The organism is Pantoea coffeiphila (assembly GCF_016909495.1).
Taxonomy (GTDB): Bacteria; Pseudomonadota; Gammaproteobacteria; order Enterobacterales; family Enterobacteriaceae; genus Erwinia; species Erwinia coffeiphila.
Window position 1 is genome coordinate 199,952 of the sequence record NZ_JAFBFW010000004.1, and the last position, 25,471, is coordinate 225,422.

Here is a 25,471-nt window from a genome sequence, read left to right on the forward strand (position 1 = left end):
GTTCTTAACCCCTTACTGCGCCGTGTACAGAATCACTGCGGCAGTCGCCAGCAGGTTCAACAGCGTCAACGGCAGACAAACTTTCCAGCCGAACGACATCATCTGGTCATAGCGCGGACGCGGTAACGCAGCACGGATCAAAATGAACATCATCATGAAGAAGCCCGTTTTGATGGCGAACCAGAAAATCGGCGGCAGCCACGGACCGTTCCATCCACCGAAGAACAGCGTCACGATCAGTGAAGACACGGTAACGATACCGATGTACTCACCGACGAAGAACAGGCCGAATTTCATACCGGCGTATTCAATGTGATAACCGTCCGACAGTTCCTGCTCTGCTTCCGGCTGGTCAAACGGGTGGCGGTGACACACCGCTACGCCGCCGATGCAGAAGGTCAGGAAGCCGAAGAACTGCGGAATCACGTTCCACATATGTTCCTGACTGTTAACGATATCCAGCATGTTGAACGAGCCAGCCTGCGCCACTACGCCCATCAGCGACAGGCCGAGGAACACTTCGTAGCTCAGGGTCTGGGCCGAGGCGCGCATGGCACCCAGCAGCGAGTATTTGTTGTTACTCGACCAGCCCGCGAACAGCACGGCATAAACCGCCAGACCGGCCATCATCAGGAAGAACAGCAGACCGATGTTCAGGTCCGCCCCCATCCAGGTAGAGGTAACCGGCACGATCGCCATCGCCAGCAGCAGCGAGGTAAAGGCAATCATCGGCGCAAGGGTGAAGATCACACGGTCGGTAAACGGCGGTATCCAGTCCTCTTTGAAGAACATTTTGATCATATCCGCCACCAGCTGCAGCGATCCGCCCCAGCCGACGCGGTTAGGACCGTAGCGGTTCTGGAACAGGCCGAGAATTCGGCGTTCGCCAAAGCTCATCAGCGCGCCGCAGGCCACCACCACCATCAGGATGACCAGTGCTTTGCCGACGGCAATCAAAATGTCGATAACTTCCGGTGTCAACCAGCTCATTGTACCGCCTCCTGCAGATTGTCGATTTCAGCGCCCGACAGGAACGGAGGGATACCCGGTAAGCCCAGCGGCAGGCCTACCTGCCCTGCCTGCAGGTGGCTTGAGAAGCGCACCGGCAGGCGCAGGGTTTCACCCTGGCAGTTGAACTGAACGGCACTGTTGGCGTTAACGCCGAGTTTCGCCGCATCGTTCGGGTTAACCATCACATAAACTTCCGGCATACGTTTCTGCATAACCGGTGAGCGCTGGGTCATTTCTTCACTGCCAAACAGGTGGAAGTACGGCGCGACACGCCAGCGGTTTTCACTGCCCACAAACGCGGCAGGGATTTTTTCGAACCATCCCAGCTGCGACGGGCCCGCTTCGAACAGACGCACGCCCGGATCGCCGTTACGCAGGTTACCGCCCACTTCGGCCTGGAATTTGTTCCACGCCTGCGGTGAGTTCCAGCCTGGAGCCCAGGCAAATGGGATCTGCGAACGTGCCGCACCCGGCTGGTTGTTCCCTTCCATCGAGAAGGCAAACATGGTGTCTTTATCCTGCGGCTGACGCGGCTCATGCACGCTGATATTTGCGCGCATCGCAGTACGTCCACTGGAGCGGATCGGTGAACGCGACAGTTTCTGTCCGCGAATACGGAAGCTGGCATCCGGAGCCGCATCTTTGATCGCCGCCAGCTGCGGCAGCGCAACCACGCAGGAATCAATGACATGATCCAGCTGGGTCCAGTCCGGCTCGCGGCTGTTAATGGTGCTTTGCAGCGCGTGCAGCCAGCGCCAGCTTTCCAGCATCTCAACTTTGTTGTCGTAATAGGCTGGGTCATAAACCTGGAAGAAGCGCTGGGCGCGACCTTCCTGGTTCACCACCGTACCGTCACTTTCTGCGAAGCTGGCGGTGGAGAGAACCAGACCGGCTTTTTCAGTGGTGGCGGTACGCTGGTGATCGATAACAATCACGTTTGGCGTATTTTTCAGTGCCGCATCCACCTGCGCTTTCGGCAGCTGACGATAGAGATCGTTTTCCAGCACGATAACCGCATCAGCAGAACCGCTTTCCAGCTCCTGCAGTGCCGCATCCAGCGAGTGGCCGCCGATCATGCCAAGGCCAATGCTGTTACTGGCGGTCGCCAGCAGGGTAATACCGACATCCTGGCCGCGGCCTTTCAGCGCTTTCGCCACGTTGGCTGCCGCCTGAATCACCGCTTCGCTGCCGGAGTTGGTACCGGAAACGATGAGAGGTTTCTTCGCACCGGCCAGCGCCTGCACGATCACGTCGATTTTGCCGTTCAGTGACTTATCCAGATCGCTGACTGCCGGTGCGCTGGCATCCAGCTCGTGGGCAATCGCGAAGCCCAGACGCGCCTGGTCTTCAACCGGGGCGCGGTAGCTCCACGCGGCAATATCGTCCAGACGGGTCTGGTCGACGTTAGTCACAAACAGTGGATGTTTAGCATTCTGACCGATATTGAGGATCGCGGCGATCTGCCAGTCGGCCACTTTCTGCGCCGCTGCCATCTCACGGGATTTACCCTTCACCGCCTGACGGACGGCAAGCGCAACGCGCGCACCGGTCTGGGTCAGATCTTCCCCAAGCACCAGCACCGCATCGTAGCTTTCAATATCGTGCAGGGACGGAGTGTGGATACCGCCGTCGCGCAGAATTTCCAGCATCAGATCAAGACGTGCCTGCTCCCCTGCCGGGATGCCGGTAGAAAAGTTTTCAGCGCCAACCAGTTCGCGCAGCGCAAAGTTGCTTTCCACGCTGGCACGCGGGGAGCCGATACCGATCACTTTGTTCGCCTGGCGCAGCACGTCGGCCGCCCCCTGCATCGCCTGCTCGGCGTTCAGGGTGATCCAGTCATCGCCACGACGCTGCACAGGCTGGCGCGGACGATCTTTCAGATTGACATAGCCATAGCCGAAGCGACCACGGTCACAGAGGAAGTAGCTGTTAACGGTGCCGTTATAGCGGTTTTCGATACGGCGCAGCTCGCCATAGCGCTCGCCCGGGCTGGTGTTACAGCCGATGCTGCACTGCTGGCAGATGCTTGGCGCATACTGCATATCCCACTTACGGTTGTAGCGCTCGGAGTGGGTTTTATCGGTGAACACGCCGGTCGGGCAAATTTCAACGAGGTTACCGGAGAATTCACTTTCCAGCACGCCGTCTTCCGGGCGACCGAAGTAGACGTTGTCGTGAGCACCGTACACGCCGAGGTCTGTACCGTCCGCATAATCTTTGTAGTAACGCACGCAGCGATAGCAGGCGATACAGCGGTTCATTTCATGAGAAATGAACGGACCGAGATCCTGATTGCGGTGGGTACGCTTGGTAAAACGATAGCGGCGGAAGCTGTGGCCGGTCATGACCGTCATATCCTGAAGGTGGCAGTTACCGCCCTCTTCACATACCGGACAATCGTGCGGGTGGTTGGTCATCAGCCACTCCACCACGCTTTCGCGGAACTCTTTTGCTTCGCCGTCATCAATCGAGATGAAGGTACCGTCGGAGGCTGGCGTCATGCAGGACATCACCAGACGACCACGGGTATCTTCGGCATTTTGGAACTGCTTCACCGCACACTGGCGGCAGGCACCGACGCTACCGAGCGCAGGATGCCAGCAGAAATAAGGAATATCTAAGCCGAGGGACAAACAGGCCTGCAGCAGGTTGTTTGCGCCATCAACATCATATTCTTTACCGTCTACATGAATTGTAGCCATAGTGAACATGCTTCCGTAAGGCCCGGTAAAAAACGGGCGTTAAACTTTGCTTACCAGCGAGCCTTTAACAGGTTCGGCTGGATGCCGCTAATCGCGTGCGCGTTGCTGTAAACCTGAGGTGCCATACCCGCTTCGAACTCTTCGCGGAAATATTTGATGGCACTTTGCAGTGGCTCTACTGCACCAGGTGCGTGCGCACAGAAGGTTTTACCCGGGCCAAGCTGACGACAGAGCTGCAGCAGGGTTTCGATATCCCCCGGCTGTCCCTGTTTACGTTCCAGCGCGCGCAGAATTTTCACACTCCACGGCAGGCCATCGCGGCACGGCGTACACCAGCCGCAGGATTCACGGGCAAAGAACTCTTCTAAATTGCGTACCAGCGACACCATATTGATTTCATGGTCGACGGCCATGGCCAGCGCGGTACCCAGACGACTACCGGCTTTACCAATGCTGGCAAATTCCATCGGCAGGTCGAGGTGCTGATCGGTCAGGAAGTCCGTCCCTGCCCCACCCGGCTGCCACGCCTTAAACTTCAGGCCGTCACGCATGCCACCGGCATATTCTTCCAGGATCTCACGCGCGGTCGTACCAAACGGCAGCTCCCACACGCCCGGATTCTTAACGCGGCCGGAGAAGCCCATCATCTTGGTTCCGGCATCTTCACTGGTGGAGATGTTTTTGTACCAGTCAACGCCGTTGGCAATAATCGCCGGGACGTTTGAGATAGTTTCCACGTTGTTGACGCAGGTCGGCTTGCCCCATGCGCCGGCTGAAGCCGGGAACGGCGGCTTGGAGCGCGGGTTGGCGCGGCGGCCTTCCAGCGAGTTGATCAGCGCCGTTTCTTCACCGCAGATGTAGCGGCCCGCACCGGTATGAACGATCAGTTCGAAATCAAAACCGGTACCGAGGATGTTTTTACCCAACAGGCCCGCTTCGGTCGCTTCGGCAATCGCACGGCGCAGGTTCGCAGCCGCCTCAATGTATTCACCGCGCAGGAAGATGTAGCCACGGTAGGCTTTCAGTGCAAAAGCACCGATCAGCATGCCTTCCACCAGCTGGTGCGGCATCTGCTCCATCAGCAGGCGGTCTTTATAGGTGCCCGGCTCCATTTCATCGGCGTTACACAGCAGGTAACGGATGTTCATGGATTCATCTTTCGGCATCAGGCTCCACTTCAAACCGGTGGAGAAGCCCGCACCGCCGCGGCCTTTCAGACCGGAGTCTTTTACCTGACCTACGATCTCTTCCGGCGACATGGACTTCAGCGCTTTTTCAGCACCGGCATAGCCATTCTTACTGCGGTATTCATCGAAGAATACCGGCTGCTTATCGTCACGCATGCGCCACGTCAGCGGATGCGTTTCGGCAGTACGAATAATCGTTTTCATTGATACTGCTCCAGTAAGTTGGCGAGGCCTTCCGGCGTCAGATGAACGTGGGTATCTTCATCCACCATCATCACCGGTCCCTTGTCGCAGTTGCCAAGACAGCAGGTTGGCAGCAGCGTAAAGCGCCCGTCAGCGGTCGTCTGGCCCGGCTTGATATTGAGCTTGTTTTCCAGCTCGGCCTGAATGCCCTGGAAGCCGGTGATGTGGCACACCACGCTGTCGCAGTAGCGGATCACATGGCGGCCCACCGGCGTGCGGTAGATCTGGCTGTAGAACGTTGCCACACCTTCCACATCGCTGGCAGGAATACCCAGCACGTCGGCTATCGCATGGATTGCGCCGTCCGGCACCCAGCCACGCTGTTTCTGAACGATTTTCAGCGCTTCAATTGACGCTGCGCGAGCATCTTCATAGTGGTGCTTTTCATGCTCGATGGCATCGCGCTCTGCCGCACTCAGCATGAAAGCCCCGGATTCATCGATCGTTTCGATCGCAATTCTTTGATCGTGCATAATTAGCGGTCCACGTCTGACATAACAAAATCGATACTACCGAGGTATACGATCAGGTCGGATACCAGGCTGCCGTTGATCACCGAAGGGATCTGCTGCAGGTGCGGGAAGCTCGGCGTGCGCACGCGTGTGCGGTAGCTCATCGTGCTGCCATCGCTGGTCAGGTAGTAACTGTTAATCCCCTTCGTCGCTTCAATCATCTGGAAGGATTCGTTGGCAGGCATAATTGGCCCCCAGGAAACCTGCAGGAAGTGCGTGATCAGGGTTTCGATATGCTGCAGCGTGCGCTCTTTAGGCGGTGGCGTCGTCAGCGGATGATCGGCTTTAAATGGACCGGCAGGCATGTTTTTCAGGCACTGTTCCAGGATACGCATACTCTGGCGCATCTCTTCCATTTTGAGCATCACGCGGGTGTAAGCACAGCTCACACCGCCCCCGATTGGCACTTCGAAATCAAAGTTTTCGTAGCCGGAGTAAGGGCGCCATTTACGCACGTCAAAGTCCAGACCGGTTCCGCGCAGACCGGCACCGGTGGTGCCCCAGGTCAGTGCTTCTTCCATGTTGTAGGCAGAAACACCCTTAGCACGGGCAATCAGAACGCTATTTTTCAGCGCGGTCTGTTCGTAGGCTTTCAGACGTTTTGGCATCCAGTCGAGGAACTCTCGCAGCAGGCGTTCCCAGCCGTTCGGCAGGTCATGCGCCACGCCGCCGATGCGGAACCAGGCCGGATGCATACGGAAGCCGGTGATCGCTTCCACCACGTCATAAATTTTCTGGCGGTCGGTAAAGGCAAAGAACACCGGAGACATAGCGCCGACGTCCTGAATAAAAGTAGAGATGTACAGCAGGTGGCTGTTAATACGGAACAGTTCTGACAGCATGACGCGAATCACTTCCACGCGCTCTGGCACTTTTATTCCGGCCAGTTTTTCTACTGCCAGTACGTACGGCATCTCGTTAACGCAGCCGCCGAGGTACTCGATACGGTCGGTATATGGGATATAGCTGTGCCAGGACTGGCGCTCACCCATTTTCTCAGCACCACGGTGGTGGTAGCCGATATCCGGAACGCAGTCCACGATCTCTTCACCATCCAGCTGCAGGATGATGCGGAACGCACCGTGCGCAGACGGGTGGTTAGGACCGAGGTTGAGGAACATATAGTCCTCGTTATTGGTCCCACGCTTCATGCCCCAGTCTTCCGGCTTGAAGGTCATGTTTTCCATTTCCAGATCTTCTTTTTGCTTGGTCAGCTCAAAGGGATCGAATTCGGTCGCACGGGCCGGATAGTCTTTACGCAGCGGGTGCCCTTCCCAGCTCTGCGGCATCATAATGCGCGTCAGGTGCGGGTGGCCCACGATATTAATCCCGAACATCTCCCAGGTTTCACGCTCATACCAGTTGGCATTGGCAAAAATTTTGGTGATGGTCGGCACATTCAGATCGTTTTCAGACAACGCCACCTTGAGCATAATGTCGCGATTACGTTCAATGGAGATGAAGTGATAGAAAACGGAAAAATCCGCCGCCGGTAAACCTGCACGGTGGGTACGCAGACGCTCATCCATACCATGCAGGTCATACAGCATGACATAGGGTTTAGGCAGCTTGCGCAGGTATTCAATTACTTCTAACAACTGCTCACGTTTCACCCAGACAACCGGTATCCCGGTACGGGTTGGTTGTACGGTAAAGGCATCTGGCCCAAAACGGTTACGCAGCTCGCCGATCACCGGGTCATCCAGGTGGTCGCGGGTTTGCCATAAAGGCTGTGCGAGATCTTGCGTGGTTAAGTCTGTCATAAGTTGTTCACCATTCTGGCCTGTCCGACAGGCACTCAGTGTTGGCGTAAGGCGGGTCGGCGCACGTTGCTTTGTAGTCTTGTTGTGCTGTTGCTGACCTCATCCATAAACTGCCTGGCTTAAATCTCGTCAGGGCTGCGCAGGTTTGTTACCGCGATACGCTCGGCGTGTTTACGCTCGCGTTCGGATTGCATATTGGCGCGATACACACCCTGATCGCCGACCACCCACGACAGCGGACGGCGCTCTTTACCAATCGATTCCTGCAGCAGCAGCAGCGCCTGCATATAGGCTTCAGGGCGCGGCGGACAGCCTGGAATATACACATCGACCGGCAGGAACTTATCAACGCCCTGAACCACGGAATAGATGTCGTACATACCGCCAGAGTTGGCACAGGCTCCCATGCAAATCACCCACTTAGGTTCCAGCATCTGGTCGTACAGGCGCTGAATAACGGGTGCCATTTTGGTAAAGCAGGTTCCTGCAACCACCATGAAGTCGGCCTGGCGAGGCGAAGCACGAATAACTTCCGAGCCAAAACGCGCCACGTCGTGTACCGAAGTAAACGACGTGGTCATTTCGACATAACAACAGGAAAGACCGAAGTTAAACGGCCAGAGGGAGTTCTTACGTCCCCAGTTCACCAGGTCATGCATGGCATGCTCAAGCTTGCCCATGTAGACGTTTTGATGAACGTGCTTTTCCAGGGGATCGGAGACGATCTCCTGTTTTTGCAGGGGGTAACGGTCATTCTCACCGTTCGGGTCTATGCGGGTGAGCGTATAGTCCATGTCTATTTGCCTCGCTGTTACTGCGTATTACGGTTGGAGTGCGAGATGGTGGTTGGCTTCACGTCAAAGCGACGGCGGGCAGGAGCCCAGTCCAGTGCGCCGATGCGAACCAGATAAACCAGACCAGCAAGCAATACCAAGATGAAAATGGCGGCTTCCACAAAACCGACCCATCCGCTTTCGCGAATCGCTGTCGACCATGCGTAGAGATAGAGGGCTTCAACGTCGAAGATTACGAAGAACATTGCTACCAGATAGAATTTGGCAGACAGGCGCAGTTTTGCGCTACCGACGGAAGGAGCTCCTGACTCAAAAGGCGTGTTTTTGTACCTTCCCCGGCCTTTTCCGCCCAGGAACCACGCTCCGGCCAACATCAGGCAACACAGACCGACTGAAACGATCAGAAAAACAGCGAATGCCCAGTGATGGGCGACGACTTCTGTGGTTGTTGACATACTCTTGCTTACTCACCAAAAGTGGTGTTTCGCGTCCTGCTCTAATCTCTGGCAGTTAACACACCACAACGATTCAAGGGAAAAATAAAAAACCTTATAAATTTTACTGCCTCTTTTGATTAGGCAGCTATTTTATGGGGTTTTTTACTCCTTTCAATAACCTTTTGTCAACTTTGACAAAAGTATCCGCATGCTAATTTACAGATGCAACATTATTTTAACAATTAATGCTCATAAAATAAGCTAAATCGTGTCAGTGGTAGGACCTGATAAAAATGTAGCAGCTAAAACCATGTTCGGATCGCGTATTTAACAATCTCTATTTTGGCAGGAATAATCATATTTTCCTGCCCCTTAATAGGGTTATTTTTTTGATCGAGGACACACTTCTGTGTTTTATGGCCAAATTTTGGTCAGCAAGGATTGTGCAAAATCAATTCATCGCACGAATGATACTGGCGTCTCCAGCAATGGAGTGAACGGTTTAAAGGCGTTATGGACAAGGGCAGCAGGAACACTTTTTTCTGATGAAGAAAGCGCATTTAGATGACGTTAAAATGACAAAAAAAAACCTTTCAGGTTAAAAAAACACTGAAAGGCTGTTATTCATAAATTTAATGCAATTTAGCTATGGGAATGATAAACATCAGCGTTTAATCTGACAGATTACTCATCCTCATCCAGCAGCGCGGCACCGTCAGGATTTGCGTTGACCAGGGCATAAGGATCGTTGCTGGATTCCATGGCATTGAAGATCGCCAGCGCCAGCTCGTTGTCGCTATCCGGGTTGCGGCACAGGAGATATTCGGTATCCGGCAGAACAGGCAAACCTTCCGCAGCCCCCATAACGCGCAGCTCCGGGCTCATCATCTCCACCGGACGAGCGGTCACACCAAGGCCCGCTTTCACCGCCGCGCGCACCGCAGCCAGCGTAGAAGCAACATAGGAGATACGCCATGGGATACCGGCTTCGTTAAGGTGATCGATAGCCATATCACGATAAGGGCTTGGCTCATCCAGCAGGACCAGAGGAATCGCCTCTCCGCGCTGGAAGATATAATCCGCAGCGCAGTACCACAGCGTCGGCGACGTACGCAGCACCTGCCAGGCAAAGTTCATCGGGCTGGAGGTTGTCACAACCAGATCAACCTCGCCCTGATTCAGCATTTCCATCATAAACGGGTTACGCTTCACGCGTACGTCGATGGCCAGCTTCGGATAAACCGAAGTCACGCGGTTTAGCAGGAACGGTAAAATGGTATCAGATGTATCGTCAGATGCGCCGATAGTCAGCACGCCCTGAACGTTGCTGTACATGAGTGACGTGCAGGCTTCATCATTAAAGCGCAGGATTTTTCGCGCATAACCCAACAGCTGAATACCATGTTCAGTCAGCAACTTGTTGCGCCCATGCCTGGCAAAGAGTTCTTTGCCAACCAGTTGTTCCAGACGCTGCATCTGCTGGCTAACTGCTGACTGGGTTCTGCACACAGCTGCTGCTGCTGCGGCAAAAGTATTCAGATCGGCTACAGCTACAAAAGTTCTCAGCAGATCGAGGTCGAGATTAAGTATCGGACGATTTGCACTAGTCATGTTTTTCTTCACTTTATAAGTTTTTTACGAACAGCTACCCTGGTGTTATTACTTTCTTATCAAAAAGATAAGTTGATAATCAATGCATAATTCAATCAGCGGGAACCGGTACACCCGGCTGAAGTATGACGTAAACTCTCACTGTAAGACCCTGCACGACACTCCGATCGGCTCAGACGGTGCGCAACGCGAGCGGTAAAAAGGTGTCCGACTCTGATTAATCACGATTGCACACTGTACTAACCCATAAGCGGTAATCAGATACCGGATTCCCGCTCACCCCGACAAACTTTAGGTAAAAATGCGCGCGTTTTTGGATCTAACAGTGCAGATTCAAACTGGAAAGTCTGTGGCAATCATTTAGCATCAATGCCGGAGGAATATTAAGCATTCCTTACCCTTTCAGGGTATAAAAACCATTTTTTTATTACCAGAAGACCTCTGCAAACCGGCGTAAAGTCTCCTGAAAGTTATCCTGACATACTGTCGCCTACTTTTTAAGCCCAAATGCGATTATTCTTATCTCTAAAGTAAGATTTTATCAGCAACAGCACTCCAATGAGACTTGCATATACTAAAATCAAACTTCGCTTTAAGAATCGGACTCATTCAATCTTTTGACAGGCACAGCGCCTGCGCAAACGATTGAGCTTAGAGTGACAGACTCAAGCGATCAAAAAGCACTCAAATGATAATTTTATTTTGACTGTTTCAACAATCATTAATCCACTTTTCATTAATGAATTGTGCAATATCTCCCAACAATTTTCTCTCAAAAGGAGAATCGACATTCAGTATTACAAGAAAGATTCCAGTTTTAAGTAGTGATTACACTCAGCTTTACAGTATTTAATACTACAAACTGTACAACCTCCGCGCTGTAGTGTGAGCCGCATGAAAAAAGCGCGATTAACGCGCCAAACCCCGTGGCTACCCTTCAAAAGCATTAAGGAGAGGAGTACATTGTGTAACGTTTAGTTTTCCACGGCAGGAAAACCCTCCTGCAAGTCAAGGTGACCGAGATGACCCAAATTGATAAGTCCAGCAAACTGGATAATGTGTGTTATGACATTCGCGGCCCGGTGTTGAAAGAAGCCAAGCGCCTCGAAGAAGAAGGTAATAAAGTTCTCAAGCTCAACATCGGTAACCCTGCCCCTTTCGGCTTTGAAGCCCCGGACGAAATTCTGGTCGATGTGATCCGCAATCTGCCCAGCGCACAGGGCTACTGCGACTCCAAAGGCCTGTATTCCGCGCGTAAAGCCATCATGCAGCACTATCAGGCTTTGGGCGTTCGTGATACGACCGTTGAAGATATCTATATTGGTAACGGCGTATCAGAGCTGATCGTTCAGTCAATGCAGGCGCTGCTGAACAGCGGTGACGAAATGCTGGTTCCGGCCCCGGACTACCCGCTGTGGACCGCCGCAGTGTCCCTGTCCAGCGGTAAGGCCGTGCATTACCTTTGTGATGAATCCGCTGGCTGGTTCCCGGACCTTGACGATATTCGCAGCAAAATCACTCCGCGCACCCGCGGTATTGTGATCATCAACCCGAACAACCCGACGGGCGCGGTATACAGCAAAGAACTGCTGCTGGAAGTGGTTGAGATCGCCCGCCAGCACAACCTGATTATTTTTGCTGACGAAATCTACGACAAGATTCTTTACGATGCCGCCCGTCATCACTCGATCGCCGCGCTGGCACCGGACCTGCTGACCATTACCTTTAACGGCCTGTCAAAAACCTACCGCGTTGCCGGTTTCCGTCAGGGCTGGATGGTGCTGAACGGGCCGAAAAAACACGCGAAAGGCTATATTGAAGGCCTGGAAATGCTGGCGTCGATGCGCCTGTGCGCCAACGTTCCGGCGCAGCACGCTATTCAAACCGCACTGGGCGGCTATCAGAGCATCAGCGAATTTATTCAGCCGGGTGGCCGTCTGTATGAACAGCGTAATCGGGCCTGGGAGTTGATCAATGATATTCCAGGCGTGAGCTGCGTTAAGCCTGAAGGCGCGCTGTATATGTTCCCGAAAATCGACGCGAAAAAATTCAACATCCACGATGACCAGAAGATGGTTCTCGACTTCCTGCTGCAGGAAAAAGTCCTGCTGGTGCAGGGCAGCGCCTTTAACTGGCCGTGGCCAGATCATGTGCGCATCGTTACTCTGCCGCGCGTAGACGATCTGGAAATGGCCATCACCAAGTTTGGCCGCTTCCTCGGCGGCTACCACCAGTAAGTCCCCTCTCTTCAGATATCAGTCCCGGATAGCGGCAATGCGGCTATCCGGGCAAGCGGAAAGACCTGATGAATCAAAGCCACTTTTTTGCCCACCTCTCCCGTCTGAAACTGATTAACCGCTGGCCGTTAATGCGTAACGTACGCACTGAAAACGTGTCGGAACACAGTCTGCAGGTGGCGATGGTTGCCCATGCGCTGGCGGTGATTAAAAACAAGAAATTTAACGGCAATCTCGACCCCGGCCGTATCGCCCTGATGGCGATGTATCACGACGCCAGCGAAGTACTGACCGGCGATCTACCCACGCCGGTGAAGTACTACAACGCGCAGATTGCCCATGAATACAAAAAAATTGAGAAGATCGCGCAGAAGAAACTGATTGAAATGCTGCCGGAAGAATTGCGCTCTGCCTGGGCTCCGCTGATTGACGAGCACCAGCACAGCGAGGCGGAAACGGCGATTGTTAAACAGGCAGATGCGCTGTGCGCCTACCTGAAATGTCTGGAGGAGCTGTCAGCGGGCAATAACGAATTCCTGCTGGCGAAAGCCCGCCTGGAGAAAACCCTCTCCCAGCGCCACAGCCCGGAAATGGACTATTTTGTTGAGGTGTTTATCCCCAGCTTTAGCCTGTCTCTGGATGAAATTAGCCAGGAGTCGCTGTAGCGCTTGATTGCTGATTGCTGATTGCTGATTGCTGATTGCTGATCAAAATTAAAACGGGGATGACGTCTGTCACCCCTTACAGCTACGTAATAGCCTCTTAAACCCGGTTCAACATCACGCACGATGATTTGCGGGATGTTTAAAACGCATACTCCAGCTTAAAGCCGATATCATTTCGGTCATAGCTGTAAAGCCAGTCAACGTTACTTTTCACCTTGTTATGCCGCGCAATCAGCATCGGGACAAAACCGGCGACTTTCCACTCCTGCGCCTTCACCACCAGCACGTAGTTTTGTTCTCTGTCGAGGCGTTGCTCCTCGATTAACGGGTTGTAGACGTCGTAGTCGCGCTTGCGCAGAGCGGTAAACAACGTTGCCTGGAACCCCGCCGGCAGTTCAGCCGAAACGCCAAGCCTGACGCCCTTTTGCCGATAGCCGTTGTATTCACTGCGGGCATCCGAATCGGTAAAATCCACACCGCCGAACAGCGTTATACCCTCAGAGACACTGTGATAATAGGTGGCCCAGTATGAGGTTTGTCCACCGTTAAAATTCTCCGCGTAGCTCTGCTGACGAAAATGCCGATCTCTATAATCCCCTTCCAGCTTAAACATCGACGCTGCCGTCAGCAGATAAGTCCACTCGGCGTGTGCACCCCATGCGCCATACAGTGCATGATTGCTCTGCTCGTAATACTCAAACGTCGGCGCTATGGCGATCTGTTGGCGGCCCTTGCGGAAACTGTATCCGGCCTGCGCATTAAAGGTGGTTTCGTTATAGCTTCCCTGAGTACGGTACTGGGTGCCAAACAGCTGTGAACGAAGATACAAACCGTGATGCTGATATACCGGAATGCGGCGCTGCACGCTGGCGTCAAAGGCGGTGCCGGTGGAGCTGATAGCTTCGGGCACCACCCGTTCGTAGAAACAAAAACCGTCGTCGGTGGCAAACAGGCAGGTGCGGCTTGCGGTGGTTTGGTTAACGTTATCGCTCCATTCGGGGCCAAAAGAAATCGCCCCGCTCCACGCCTGGCGCTGTTCCAGCGCTTCACGGAAGGCAGTAATGGTTTTTGTTACCCCAGCGGTTCTCGTATCACTGCTGTCAAAACTGGCCAGAATTTCAGCAAAAGCCCGATCGGCTTCACGATCCTGACCATCCAGAAACAGCGTACGGGCCAGCTCGAGCTTTGCCAGCAAAAAATCTGCCTTTAGCGCCAGCGTTGCGCGATACTCAGCAATTGCCCGATCGTAGTCTCCAGCAGCTCGTGCCAGCGTCCCCTGCGCATAATGCACCAGCAGCGGCTCGCGATCGGGCAGGGTCAGATAATCATTCAGCAGGCGGCGGGCAACGCCCCACTCATGAGCCTGCAGGGCCATATAAAGTGCCTGCCCCAACGCCGGAGCAGTCCGCTCCACCTGCCAGGTCTGACCATTCACATTGAAAGTACCTACCGTCGCAGGCTCCTGTTGTTCTTTTAGCAGTTCGCGTTCGCGCCCAACCGCCTGGCGCTGCACGTTCATCTCCAGCAGCCGACGCGTATCTTCACGATCCTCGGCCCGGGCAATGGGGCTGTTAGCGGCAACAATCGATGACAGAGTGAGTAATATCAAACGTGAATTCATCCCGTTGGAAAAAATAAATTTACTAATTGCCATAGACTGACTCCATAACCGCCAGAACTTCTGGAACCCGGCTGACATTCCGGACTGCCGAGATAGAAGCGATAATATAAAGCAGGGGCAATTCGATAGCCCCTGCTTAAGAACATATGACATTCTGGCTATTCAGTAACGGCCATCACGTCATAAAAGTTCAGGTTTTTTAATTTTTCTTGACACCGCCAAATGCAGTATTTTTATCTCTGTCCTGGAAGGTCACGTAACCTGCAACATAGTCAGGTTCTGGATACAGGTTAAGAACATTTGTTAGATCTTTAGTGAAAAATTGCCCTTTCAAGGCTCCCCCAGTCCCTCCAGCGCTGGCAACGCTAACGTTTGCAGCAGTTAGTTCTCCCGCTCGATTTTGTCCATTCGCAACTAAACGCACATTCCCATTCGTGAACGAGATATCCCCCGTTGAACGGGCTGTTTGCTGCGCGAAATTAACGGTGAGGTCACTGGTTGGTACATTCGTACCGTTATTGCTGTAGTTATTTATGGATTTGATTTTATAAGTTGCATCTGTATTAAGCACTCCTCCTGTTGGGAATAACCCAGCATAAAAAACGTTATGGGTTCCTGCGACCTTTGTTCCCACTGGTCCTGTAGCTGCCTCTGCATTCCATTCACCAAAAAAAACACTTGAATTATCAATCTGGGCAAAGGTCCAAACTCCATTAATACCATTGTTCCTTTGCCGTCCACTGAAGTGAGCTATATTAACTGAATCAGAATTCTCAACTCGATAACCAACCGCAGCATGATCTAATCTTATTTTTCCACCAGTAGATAATATTATCGAGGGTATAAAACCATAAGCTAAGTGACCAGGAGTCAATATGGGGGTACCTGGATTACTTTCTTTTATGAGTACCCCCGCGACTAAATCAGGTAAATCTACAATCGGTAAATCCAACCCAGGCAGGATATCCGCCTGTGCCGCACTCGTGCCGGTCAAAATCGCAAGAGCCAGAACCATCTTATGAGTTTTTAACAACATAGATACTCTCCTTAACGATTTAATTTAATTGCTGTTTTTTTACATAGACCAATGGCCTGAACTTCAACCTCGAGCAGTCGGTCATGTCTGAAATAAATTCAACTAATTGAATTTAAATAAATTAATCGAATAACAATCAAACGGTCATCATTCTTATTTTTAAACATATGAAAATGTTTTATTACATTCATTAATCATATTTACAAAATCCTGACTTACAAGGTCGGCTGGATAATATTTATACAGAATAAGAATATCGTTGTTTTCAATCGAGATTCAGACAGCGGTCACAGGTGATATCGGCGAAGGATTTACGAAAGGAGTGATTTTCATGAGGTAAGGACAACAGCACAGAACGGCTGCGATAACCATGCCTCAGCACTCTGAAGCAGGCTATCGCGAGTATATCAGGACGGTCTTCAGGTTATCTCAGCCACGCTTAGGGAAAAACGCCACCGGCGCGGTCAGCGTTTTTTGTGCTCCTGATGGCGGCGCAGGCACCGGAGAGGCGCGTTTAACGAGCGACAGCACCTCACGATCCAGCTCGGGGACGCCCGAACTTCTCGCCAGTGAAGCGCTCAGCACATTGCCGTCATCATCAATGGTGAATCGCACCAGCACGGTGCCGGTATCGCCACGCTCCTGCGCCGCTTCCGGATAGCGCTTGCGCTTCTCCAGATGCGCCATCACTCGCCCTGCCCAGCTTGCCTCCTGCGGGGTGGAAACCGAACTGCTGGCGTTGGTTTTCTGTGCGGCGGTGCGCTCGGCCTGCTGCGTTTGCACCTGAGCCTGAACCGCCTGCTTTGCTGAAACCTGCTCCTGATGCTGAGCCTGCTGCTGCTTCTGCTTCTTTTGTTTTTCCTGCTGGGATTTGCCCTTTTGGTCTTTTTTCGTTTTCGCGCCCTGGGCGGCTCGCAGAGCGATATCCGGTTTTTCGGCTTCAGGAACCGCTTTCTCCGGCTCTTTTTCCGGCTGCTTCACGGGATCGACGGCAGGCGCAGCGGCGGCATCGCTCTGTGTCTCTTCCTTCACTTTCTCTTCGCTGGCCTGTGAATTCTGGCTTTCCGGTGAGATGTCGTTCCGTTCGGTCAGCACCGCCTGGGCGGTATCCGCCATTTCGATCATGATCGCGGCTGGCGGCGTATTATCGGCGGCGGTAATCGGCGGCATCCACATCAGCCACACAGCGGCACCAATATGCAGGCCTAACGCCAGCAGGCTGCCCGTCAGCCAGCTCGTTGTTCCGGCGCGCTGCGTATCATCAAACGTCACTGGCGTTGCCATGTCTAACCAACCTCATTACATAAATCCCTACGGCATCCCCGGGAATTCGGGTCTCTGGTTAATAAAACGAATACGGAGGATAAATTTTCTGTTAAATCGGCAGTTTTTTTACGTCGGGGTGAAATTGGCAAATAATCAGTACGGGCAGAAAAGGACAATGGCGGATTCAGGGCGAGGCAGATGCCCCGCCCTGGACTATCAGAACTTCAGCGTGACGCTTCCGCGCAGCGTTCGGCCAGGGCCCGGCTGCGGCATGATGCTTAAGGCATCAACATAGTAGCGATCCGTCAGGTTATCGATATTCAGATCGAAGCTGGCGTTTTGATTCAGCTGGTAGCTGGCATACAGATCGATCAACGCGTACGGGTTCCATTTAGAAGCCTGGATTGAACCAACGCCCAGCGACTGCGTGGTTTTTTCGCTGCCGTCGCCGATCCCTTCGGTATAGCGGCTGCCGATCCAGTTAAACCGCGTGCCCACGGTCAGTTTATTGTCAAGGAAACGGCTACCGAGGTTCATCGTGACGGTATCCTTCGGCGGCACCTGCTGCAGGGCAAAGCTGTTGTAGATCCCGCCCGCCGCGCACTCGGTGTATTCCGGGTTAATACTGCCAGGGACGGCACAGAACATCACGTGGGTATAGTGGTTCCAGCCGATGCTACCGAACACTTTACCGGTATCGTATTCGGCAGAAACTTCATAACCACGCATCTCTGCCTTCCGCAGATTGACGCGGCCCAATGTGTACCAGGTAAACCATGGAGTTTCCATCGGAATATTGGAACGGGTGATGTAGTTATCAATATGGTTGTCAAAGTAAGCGGCATGCAGACGAACTTTATCATCCGGCAGGAACACGCCATCGCGCAGGAAGTTAATCCCCAGCTCATAGCTGCGCGCCTGCTCCGGTTTCACCGGGTTATCAGAAACCGGCATGCCAAAGGACGGGCTGGTCAGCGATTCAAAGATGCTCGGGTTACGCATCACGTTGCTGTATTTCGCATACGGCTTAACGCCTTCCCAGGGTTCCACCGTCACGCTGGCGATCCGCGACCAGCCTTTGTCCGTACGCTCGTAAGGCTCCGCAAGCGTGGGGGCATTATCCAGGGTTTTATAGTGCTGATAGCGCAGGTTGCCGTTCAGCGTCAGCCAGTCCTGGGGTTTCCACTCGACGGTGGTAAACGCGCTGCTTTCACGACGATTGCCTTCGCGTGGCTGAGGCATCGCAAATGACGGATCGTTATAGACGATGCCGTCCGGGCTACCAACGTCTTCACGGGTGTAGCCGCCGCCGTATTCAACGCTTAAATCCCCTACCGGGGTATTAAACAGTGAAGTGTTAGAGAGTGTGCCCCCCCAACGTTCGGAACCCACCAGCATCGCCGCACTGGTTAACCTGTAGTTGAGACCAGAGTAGTTGGTGGCATTCGCACGGTTATCCACCTTATTATAGAAGGTGTTGATCTTCAGATTGATGAGGTCGGTTTCTTCCGGCTGCCAGTTATAACGTGCGGTCCAGGTATCCAGAGTGATATTGCTGAGCTGCCCCTGATAAACACCTTCACTGACAAAGTAGGTTGATCCGAGCTGGTAGCCATAGTCGCTGATGTACTTGCTGTACCCCACGTCCAGCGTCTGATTATCCACCATCTTCAGCTTGCCCTTCAGCAGCCAGGACTCATTGTTCAACGAGGTGTTCAGCACCTGCTCGCCACCGCGATAGGCACTGAGACCACCGTTAGTCCATTTTTCGTTATTATACCGGTCAATAATTGTCGTTACATAGGGCTGATTGCCACCATGTTTACCGGCATAGTAGTTGCCATTGTAACGTTGAGCATAGGCAGCCACCCCCTCGAAATACTCCGTCGTTCCAGCGATAGCGATACTGCCAGATCCACCGGTGGCTTCAAACAGCCCCGGGCGGTTAGTATCGTTATCGTAATAGACATCGGTAGGCGGGCCGTTATAGCTGTAACCCAGGAACCCTTTCATCCCCGCACGCGTTCCCTCACGCGGCACCTTACCGCTGTTGCCGTTAAATCCGCCCTTCAGCCGCACGCCGATCGTCTCACCCGGCAGCAGAATGTCCTTCGCGCTGATGGTGTTAACGCGCACCACGCCACCGGTGGCACCGACGGCATCTGCGCCCATACTCGCCCCCTTCTCAATCGAGACAGAGCCGATGAAGTCCGGGTCAATATAGCTGCGTGAGTTAGAGCCGTTGTATCCCTGATAAATAGAAGTTTCCTGACTTGAACCATCAACAATCACCGGCACGCGGCCCTGGCCCTGCATGCCGCGAATATTAACGTCCAGCGCGCCGGAGTTGCGAGCATCGCCGTTCAGTACGCCCGGCACGCCGGAGAGGAAGTCGCCCACTGAGGTGCCGCGGAAGCGTTCCACCTGCTCACCGGACAGGTAAGCGCTGGAACCTGCGGATTCATAAGGTGCATCGGCCGGAGTGCCGCCCGCTTTGGCATTTACGGTAATGGTGCCGAGCATCAGCGAATCATCGCCTGCCGCAGCGGTGGTTGCTGACTGGCTCAGCGTGACCGTGTTGCTGCCGGTAAAGCTGTAGCTGAGCCCGGTTCCCTGCAACAGCCGGGAGAGCGCGTCAGCCGGGGTGGTGGTCGCCGTAACGCCGGCAGAACGCTGCCCTGCTGCATATTCCGGCAGATAGCTGACCTGCATGCCAGACTGGCGGCCGAAGTCGGCCAGCGCCGACGAGAGCGAGCCGCCGGGAATACGGAAGTTAACCTGTTTTGCCTCTTCCGCCTGCACGGCAAACGGCAGCGCAGCCAGTGACAGCGTGATACTGCCGAGCAGCGTGGCGCTGAGCAGTCGTGTTCCGACGCGACGCCCCACATTCATTTTCACTGACGAACTCATTAGATCCTGGTCCCCTGATGGTAAGCACGGTGTTATGCATCGATTTTTAGTTGATCGATGTCTGTCTGGTTACTACAACGATTAGGGATAGGATTTTTTTGGTGTTTATGAAAATAAATGCGTTTTTATTTTAAAAATTCTGTAGAGGTCTCAGTTATTTACGTACTAATTTTAGGGGTAATGCAGGGATAAGTGGTTGCGCTGGCTGGCCCCTAAGCACCATAGCCAGCAGCAAAGAATCAGAACGGAAACAGCCGTGGAATCAACAGCACGCTAACCACCATCACAATCAGCGTAAACGGCACTCCAACCTTCACAAAATCAAAGAAACGATACCCGCCAGGCGCACAAACCAGCGTATTCACCGGGGAAGAAACCGGCGTCATAAACGCCGCCGATGCCGCTACGGCCACCGCCATAGTAAACGGATAAGGCGACACGCCCATCTGATGCGCGGCCGCCACGCCAATCGGCGCCATCAGCACCGCCGTAGCGGTATTGGAAATAAACAGCCCAATGGTGGCGCAGAGCACAAACAGACAGACCAGCATCACCTGCGGACTGTGCCCACCCGCCAGCTGCATTAACCCGTCAACGATTAGCGCAACGCCGCCGGTCTTTTGCAGCGCAAGCGCGAAAGGCATCATTCCGATAATCAGAATCAGCCCCGGCCAGTGAATCGACCGCCACGCGCTTTCCGCATCAATACAGCGGAACTTGCCCATCAGCAGGCAGGCAATTATTGCAGCAATAGGATTGGGGATCTCCTCGGTGAGCATCATCGCCACCATCAGCGCCAGGCAGAACAGCGCATGCGGAGCCTGACTGCTGGCCGGTGCGACCTCATCCACCTCGGCAGGCAGGTTCAGCACCATAAAATCGCGCTGGGTCTGCTGCTGGATCTGGGCAATCTTTTTCCAGTCGCCCATCACCAGCAGGATATCGCCCAGCGCCAGTGGCTCATCGGTAAAGGCGCTTTCCAGCACCTCGCTGCCGCGCCGCATCCCCACTACGCTAATGCCGTAACGCGAACGAAAAGCGATTTCCCTCAGGCTTTTGCCCTGTAGCGGTGAGTCGGCCAGTAGCGACACTTCAGCCATGCCGACGTCGCGGGCGCGATCGGAAAAGTATTCGCCGCGCAGCACCATGGGTTCCAGCTGCTGACTGGTGCAAAACTCGCGCAGATCGATCTCAGCGGCAGACATATCAATCAGCAGCACGTCGCCGCTGCGAAACTCGGTGGTACCGGTGACCGGCACCATCACCCGACGGAATTTACGCCAGCGCTCCAGGCCCACCACGCTGGCACCGAAGCGCTCGCGCAGCTGTAAATCGTCAAGTCGATGGCCAATCAGCGGAGAATCCGGGCGAATAGCCAGGCGGCGAGCACGGCCGCTCAGGCGGTATTGATGGATGAGTTCGCGGAAGGTGCGACGCGCCTGCCCCGGCCGGTCGGCAGCGGTCGGCGTCACCAGCCAGAAACGCGCCAGCAGCATATAGCCAATACCCAACAGCAGCACCACCAGCCCAATCGGCGTAACGGCGAAAAAGCCGAAACCGTTCAGCCCCTCGCGCACCAGCTCGCTGTTCACCACCAGGTTGGGCGGCGTGGCGACCAGCGTCATCATCCCGCTGATCAATCCGGCGAAGCTTAACGGCATCATCAGGCGGCCGGGGGAGCTGTTAATTTTAACGGCGACGCTCAACACCACCGGAATAAAAATCGCTACCACACCGGTCGAGCTCATTACCGCGCCCAGCCCGGCGACGGTTAGCATCAGCAGCACCACCACGCGGCTCTCACTGTTGCCGGCCACTTTAATCAGCCACTCGCCCAGCTGCAGCGCCACGCCGGTGCGCACCAGCCCTTCACCGACTACAAACAGCGCGGCGATCAGGATCACGTTAGGATCGCTGAAGCCGAGCGTTGCCTCCTGCAGCGTCAGCGTGCCGCTCAGCACAAAGGCAATAATGACCAGCAGCGCAACGACTTCCATACGCAGCTTGCCGGTAATAAAAAGCATCACCACAAAAGCCAGCAGGCAAAGTACCCAGAGCAGTTGATTGTTCACGGCAGATTCCCGTCAGGCGGCTACAGTTGCCAACAGCATGACATAAAAAAACCCCGCAATAGCGGGGTTAAATCAAGGGATTAGTGCTTACGATGGACATTGACCGTCCCGTCAGGATCGCGGTGTACGATCAGTTCTTCCAGCGAGGTCAGCGCCATATCCACTTCATTGAGGCGCGGCGCATCGGCAGGCGCGTTAACCGCCACCACGTGGCAGCCTGCCGCCAGACCGGAAAGAATACCCGCAGCGGCATCTTCCACCACCACGCACTCTTCCGGCTCCAGGCCCAGCAGATGCGCACCCAGCAGGTAGGCATCCGGCTCCGGTTTTCCGTGCTCAACGCGCTCGGCGGTGACAAAAGCATGCGGTTCCGGCAGCCCGGTTGCGCCATGGCGGGCGCTGGCCACCGGCACAGAGCCGGAGGTCACGATCGCCCAGGGGATCTCCAGCTCGTCGAGCGTTGCCAGCAGGGATAATGCCCCCGGCAAAGCCACAATGCCGTCCGTGTCTTCAGCTTCCAGGCGCTCAAGGGCCAGAAACTCCTTCTGCACCTCTTCAGCCGAGGCGCCCTGCATAAAGTGACGCAGTGAGGTGATAGCCTGCTTACCGTGGATAAAAGCCAGGATCTCTTCGGTATCAATCCCCCGACGACGCCCCCAGTTACTCCAGGCCCGCTCCACAACCATCAGGGAATCTACCAGCGTGCCATCCAGATCGAACAGAAAACCTTTACACTTCACTGCGACGTCCTCATCAGGCGTTAATAATTTGTGCGATTTCGTTCGCACTCAAATGATACTGTCGCGGACAATTGTGCCATACAGCAAGCATTCGTTGATACTTTTCCCACATCGGAACCTGCGCATCAAACCGGTGACTGCCCGCAGGAAAATGCGTATAGCGCCCTTCGCGCTCGACCATAAAGCGCGTATAGCCGAGGTAGCGCCCTTCGGTGTTGCCGTCGAAGCCAAGAAATTGCAGCCTGCGCGGATCGATATCCTGCGCATCTTTCAGATTACTCCAGGATATATGCAGCGCGTGGTGCATCTCCATCATTGCCAGCAGCGTGCGGCATTCAGCTTCGGGTAGCTGACTCAGTTCGCTGTCCAGCTCGCGCATCTGCAAACCATAGCCGCGCTTGATGATGGTCTGGCAGCGCTGGTAGTGCGCGGCGTTTTCGGCATCAAGCATGGCCATAATCTGGTACTGATTGGAAAGAATTAAACGTTGGGCTGGGGTCATGTCCATCGGGGGGCTCCCTGGTTGCGGAAATTAAGTTGTGGATAAGGATCTCACAGCCGCGTGGGGAGCTTCTTTGATGCAAAACGGGTTTCCAGATGAAAACCCGCTAAGGAATAACGTAACGCGTTAATCGATGAACAATCGTGACAGATCAGAGATCGTCGAGGAAAGTTTTATCCAACTGCTTGAACGCGCGCTTCAGCACATCTGCCAGTGACTGATAGGTCGGTTTGCCTTCCACTGGTGCAATCGCCTGCCCCGCCGCCTGCAGCTTTTCACGCACGTCGTGGAACCAGGTCAATAATGTCGGCGGCAGAGGAGTAATCGATCGCTTGCCCAGCCACCACAGCCCCTGCATCGGCAGGCTGCAGGCAAACAGCGCTGTAGCAACCGCCGGGCCAAGCTGACCGCCCAGTGCGATCTGCCAGGTCAGTGTAAACACCGCCAGCGGTGGCATAAATGCAATTGCAAAACGCGTGGCGCGTGTGACCCTGTTTTCAGGAAACACCGGCGCAAGACGCTTATCGACAGGCCAGGTTTTCATATAATGCTGCCCATTTTGGAACAGCTTGAACCAACCTACGGAGCCGGATTCATTCGCCATAGCGGACCTCAACTTCAGAGATAAAAATTAAAAAAAAACCGCAATACACCAACTTTACATGACATTATTCAAAATATTTTGTCTTTATGGGCCACTCTGGTTATCCTGAGCGCGTTTTCGACCCTGGACAGCGAGCAACTGCGGTCAACAACTGGTCGGGCCATGAAAGATCGAACAGGATTTAAAAAAATCCCGTAAAATATCCAAAATTTTTTACTGCCGATATCTGTAAAGTTCTCGTCAGTATGACATGTGTCATTAATGTACCAGCTTTCATGCGCTACGCTGATAGTCTGTTTGACTTTTATTTCGCCACTTTTAGATAAATAGGACCTTCCATGTCGAGTAAGTTAGTACTGGTTCTGAACTGCGGTAGTTCTTCCCTTAAGTTTGCCATCATCGATCCGGCAAACGGTGACGAATTCCTGTCAGGTTTAGCTGAATGCTTCCACCTGCCGGAAGCCCGTATCAAATGGAAACTGGACGGCGCTAAACAGGAAGCGGCTCTGGGTGCCGGCGCGGCGCACAGTGAAGCACTAAACTTCATGGTTAAAACTATTCTGGCACAAAAACCAGAACTTTCAGCACAAATCGCGGCAATCGGTCACCGTATCGTTCACGGCGGCGAGAAACTGACCCAATCCGTGCTGATTGACGATTCTGTTATCCAGGGCATCAAAGACGCTTCTGATTTTGCACCGCTGCACAACCCGGCACACCTGATCGGTATTGATGAAGCGCTGAAAAACTTCCCGCATCTGGCTGATAAAAACGTGGCCGTTTTCGATACCGCTTTCCATCAGACCATGCCGGAAGAGTCTTACCTCTACGCTCTGCCGTACAAACTGTATAAAGAACACGGCGTTCGTCGCTACGGCGCACACGGCACCAGCCACTACTATGTGACTCAGGAAGCGGCAAAAGTTCTGAACAAGCCGGTTGAAGACGTGAACATTATCACCTGCCACCTCGGCAACGGCGGTTCCGTTTCAGCTATCCGCAACGGCATTTGCGTTGACACCTCTATGGGCCTGACCCCGCTGGAAGGCCTGGTGATGGGCACCCGCAGTGGTGACATCGACCCTGCTGTGGTCTTCTTCCTGCACGACACACTGGGCATGAACGTTGACGCCATCAACAAGCTGCTGACCAAAGAGTCTGGCCTGCTGGGCCTGACTGAAGTGACCAGCGACTGCCGCTATGTTGAAGATAACTACGACACCAAAGCCGATGCAAAACGTGCGATGGACGTATACTGCCACCGTCTGGCCAAGTATATCGGTGCCTACGCGGCGCTGATGGATGGCCGCCTGGATGCGGTTATCTTCACCGGCGGTATCGGTGAAAACGCGGCGATGGTGCGTGAACTGTCGCTGGGCAAACTGGCGCTGCTGGGCTTCGAGGTTGACCACGAGCGTAACCTGGCTGCCCGCTTCGGCAAATCAGGCTTCATCAATAAAGAAGGCACCCGTCCGGCCATCGTGATCCCAACCAATGAAGAGTTGGTTATCGCGCAGGACGCAGCCCGCCTGACCGCTTAATTTACTAATCTCCGTCA

General features: G+C 54.0%; 18 protein-coding genes and 1 pseudogene. 3 read left to right on the forward strand and 16 right to left on the reverse strand.

What is annotated here, in order from left to right:
• Positions 1-12: 12 nt before the first annotated feature.
• From nuoH to lrhA, 8 genes and pseudogenes are all read right to left on the reverse strand, one after another.
• A complete protein-coding gene (gene nuoH, locus JOE09_RS14480) occupies positions 13-990 on the reverse strand; it encodes an NADH-quinone oxidoreductase subunit NuoH (RefSeq protein WP_105591276.1) in 978 nt (325 codons plus the stop codon).
• Positions 987-3,713 carry an NADH-quinone oxidoreductase subunit NuoG gene (gene nuoG / locus JOE09_RS14485; RefSeq protein ID WP_205066269.1) on the reverse strand — a complete coding sequence of 909 codons (2,727 nt, stop codon included), beginning with the start codon at positions 3,711-3,713 and terminating at the stop codon, positions 987-989. Before nuoG ends, nuoH begins: the two co-directional genes overlap by 4 nt.
• 50 nt (positions 3,714-3,763) lie before the next feature.
• A complete protein-coding gene (nuoF, locus tag JOE09_RS14490; protein ID WP_123335196.1) occupies positions 3,764-5,104 on the reverse strand; it encodes an NADH-quinone oxidoreductase subunit NuoF in 1,341 nt (446 codons plus the stop codon).
• Positions 5,101-5,616 (reverse strand): NADH-quinone oxidoreductase subunit NuoE, encoded by a 516-nt coding sequence (nuoE, locus tag JOE09_RS14495; RefSeq protein ID WP_105591273.1) that lies wholly within the window; start codon positions 5,614-5,616, stop codon positions 5,101-5,103. The genes nuoF and nuoE overlap by 4 nt, the downstream gene beginning before the upstream one ends.
• A gap of 2 nt (positions 5,617-5,618) precedes the next feature.
• A pseudogene (gene nuoC, locus JOE09_RS14500) lies at positions 5,619-7,432 on the reverse strand (NADH-quinone oxidoreductase subunit C/D).
• A gap of 105 nt (positions 7,433-7,537) precedes the next feature.
• Positions 7,538-8,212 (reverse strand): NuoB/complex I 20 kDa subunit family protein, encoded by a 675-nt coding sequence (locus JOE09_RS14505; RefSeq protein WP_105591271.1) that lies wholly within the window; start codon positions 8,210-8,212, stop codon positions 7,538-7,540.
• A gap of 17 nt (positions 8,213-8,229) precedes the next feature.
• Positions 8,230-8,667 (reverse strand): NADH-quinone oxidoreductase subunit A, encoded by a 438-nt coding sequence (locus JOE09_RS14510; protein ID WP_105591270.1) that lies wholly within the window; start codon positions 8,665-8,667, stop codon positions 8,230-8,232.
• A 666-nt stretch (positions 8,668-9,333) separates the two neighbouring features.
• Positions 9,334-10,260, reverse strand: a complete 927-nt coding sequence (gene lrhA, locus JOE09_RS14515) for a transcriptional regulator LrhA (protein WP_205066271.1) — start codon at positions 10,258-10,260, stop codon at positions 9,334-9,336.
• A gap of 1,022 nt (positions 10,261-11,282) precedes the next feature.
• On the opposite strand from lrhA, the gene JOE09_RS14520 reads away from it, so the two are divergent.
• Together JOE09_RS14520 and yfbR are read left to right on the forward strand one after the other, a co-directional pair.
• Complete coding sequence (locus JOE09_RS14520; protein ID WP_200546162.1) at positions 11,283-12,497, forward strand: pyridoxal phosphate-dependent aminotransferase; 1,215 nt, start codon at positions 11,283-11,285, stop codon at positions 12,495-12,497.
• A gap of 68 nt (positions 12,498-12,565) precedes the next feature.
• On the forward strand, positions 12,566-13,162 hold the full coding sequence (yfbR, locus tag JOE09_RS14525; RefSeq protein ID WP_105591267.1) for a 5'-deoxynucleotidase: 597 nt from the start codon (positions 12,566-12,568) through the stop codon (positions 13,160-13,162).
• A 139-nt stretch (positions 13,163-13,301) separates the two neighbouring features.
• Here the strand turns inward: yfbR and JOE09_RS14530 are convergent, their stop codons facing one another.
• The 8 genes from JOE09_RS14530 to yfbV form a co-directional block, all read right to left on the reverse strand.
• Positions 13,302-14,816, reverse strand: a complete 1,515-nt coding sequence (locus tag JOE09_RS14530; protein WP_205066272.1) for a surface lipoprotein assembly modifier — start codon at positions 14,814-14,816, stop codon at positions 13,302-13,304.
• Between the two features lie 166 nt (positions 14,817-14,982).
• On the reverse strand, positions 14,983-15,819 hold the full coding sequence (locus JOE09_RS14535) for a HupA family protein (RefSeq protein ID WP_205066273.1): 837 nt from the start codon (positions 15,817-15,819) through the stop codon (positions 14,983-14,985).
• A 429-nt stretch (positions 15,820-16,248) separates the two neighbouring features.
• Positions 16,249-17,103, reverse strand: a complete 855-nt coding sequence (tolA, locus tag JOE09_RS14540; RefSeq protein WP_205066274.1) for a cell envelope integrity protein TolA — start codon at positions 17,101-17,103, stop codon at positions 16,249-16,251.
• 198 nt (positions 17,104-17,301) lie between these two features.
• On the reverse strand, positions 17,302-19,995 hold the full coding sequence (locus JOE09_RS14545; protein ID WP_205066275.1) for a TonB-dependent receptor: 2,694 nt from the start codon (positions 19,993-19,995) through the stop codon (positions 17,302-17,304).
• A gap of 239 nt (positions 19,996-20,234) precedes the next feature.
• A complete protein-coding gene (locus tag JOE09_RS14550) occupies positions 20,235-22,067 on the reverse strand; it encodes an SLC13 family permease (RefSeq protein WP_205066276.1) in 1,833 nt (610 codons plus the stop codon).
• A gap of 80 nt (positions 22,068-22,147) precedes the next feature.
• The gene (locus JOE09_RS14555) at positions 22,148-22,807 is read right to left on the reverse strand and encodes a sugar phosphatase (protein WP_205066277.1); all 660 of its coding nucleotides are present in this window, start codon (positions 22,805-22,807) and stop codon (positions 22,148-22,150) included.
• 13 nt (positions 22,808-22,820) lie between these two features.
• Entirely contained in the window at positions 22,821-23,315 is a 495-nt protein-coding gene (locus tag JOE09_RS14560; protein ID WP_205066278.1) for a YfbU family protein, read from the reverse strand.
• 145 nt (positions 23,316-23,460) lie between these two features.
• The gene (yfbV, locus tag JOE09_RS14565; RefSeq protein ID WP_105591260.1) at positions 23,461-23,913 is read right to left on the reverse strand and encodes a terminus macrodomain insulation protein YfbV; all 453 of its coding nucleotides are present in this window, start codon (positions 23,911-23,913) and stop codon (positions 23,461-23,463) included.
• Between the two features lie 338 nt (positions 23,914-24,251).
• On the opposite strand from yfbV, the gene ackA reads away from it, so the two are divergent.
• A complete protein-coding gene (gene ackA, locus JOE09_RS14570) occupies positions 24,252-25,454 on the forward strand; it encodes an acetate kinase (RefSeq protein ID WP_205066279.1) in 1,203 nt (400 codons plus the stop codon).
• Positions 25,455-25,471: the final 17 nt, after the last annotated feature.

Bases quoted from the DNA above. Each gene is read 5' to 3' on its own strand.
- nuoH (WP_105591276.1), bottom strand. From the start codon at position 990: ATGAGCTGGTTGACACCGGAAGTTATCGACATTTTGATTGCCGTCGGC.
- nuoG (WP_205066269.1), bottom strand. From the start codon at position 3,713: ATGGCTACAATTCATGTAGACGGTAAAGAATATGATGTTGATGGCGCA.
- nuoF (WP_123335196.1), bottom strand. From the start codon at position 5,104: ATGAAAACGATTATTCGTACTGCCGAAACGCATCCGCTGACGTGGCGC.
- nuoE (WP_105591273.1), bottom strand. From the start codon at position 5,616: ATGCACGATCAAAGAATTGCGATCGAAACGATCGATGAATCCGGGGCT.
- JOE09_RS14505 (WP_105591271.1), bottom strand. From the start codon at position 8,212: ATGGACTATACGCTCACCCGCATAGACCCGAACGGTGAGAATGACCGT.
- JOE09_RS14510 (WP_105591270.1), bottom strand. From the start codon at position 8,667: ATGTCAACAACCACAGAAGTCGTCGCCCATCACTGGGCATTCGCTGTT.
- lrhA (WP_205066271.1), bottom strand. From the start codon at position 10,260: ATGACTAGTGCAAATCGTCCGATACTTAATCTCGACCTCGATCTGCTG.
- JOE09_RS14520 (WP_200546162.1), top strand. From the start codon at position 11,283: ATGACCCAAATTGATAAGTCCAGCAAACTGGATAATGTGTGTTATGAC.
- yfbR (WP_105591267.1), top strand. From the start codon at position 12,566: ATGAATCAAAGCCACTTTTTTGCCCACCTCTCCCGTCTGAAACTGATT.
- JOE09_RS14530 (WP_205066272.1), bottom strand. From the start codon at position 14,816: ATGGCAATTAGTAAATTTATTTTTTCCAACGGGATGAATTCACGTTTG.
- JOE09_RS14535 (WP_205066273.1), bottom strand. From the start codon at position 15,819: ATGTTGTTAAAAACTCATAAGATGGTTCTGGCTCTTGCGATTTTGACC.
- tolA (WP_205066274.1), bottom strand. From the start codon at position 17,103: ATGGCAACGCCAGTGACGTTTGATGATACGCAGCGCGCCGGAACAACG.
- JOE09_RS14545 (WP_205066275.1), bottom strand. From the start codon at position 19,995: ATGAGTTCGTCAGTGAAAATGAATGTGGGGCGTCGCGTCGGAACACGA.
- JOE09_RS14560 (WP_205066278.1), bottom strand. From the start codon at position 23,315: ATGGACATGACCCCAGCCCAACGTTTAATTCTTTCCAATCAGTACCAG.
- yfbV (WP_105591260.1), bottom strand. From the start codon at position 23,913: ATGGCGAATGAATCCGGCTCCGTAGGTTGGTTCAAGCTGTTCCAAAAT.
- ackA (WP_205066279.1), top strand. From the start codon at position 24,252: ATGTCGAGTAAGTTAGTACTGGTTCTGAACTGCGGTAGTTCTTCCCTT.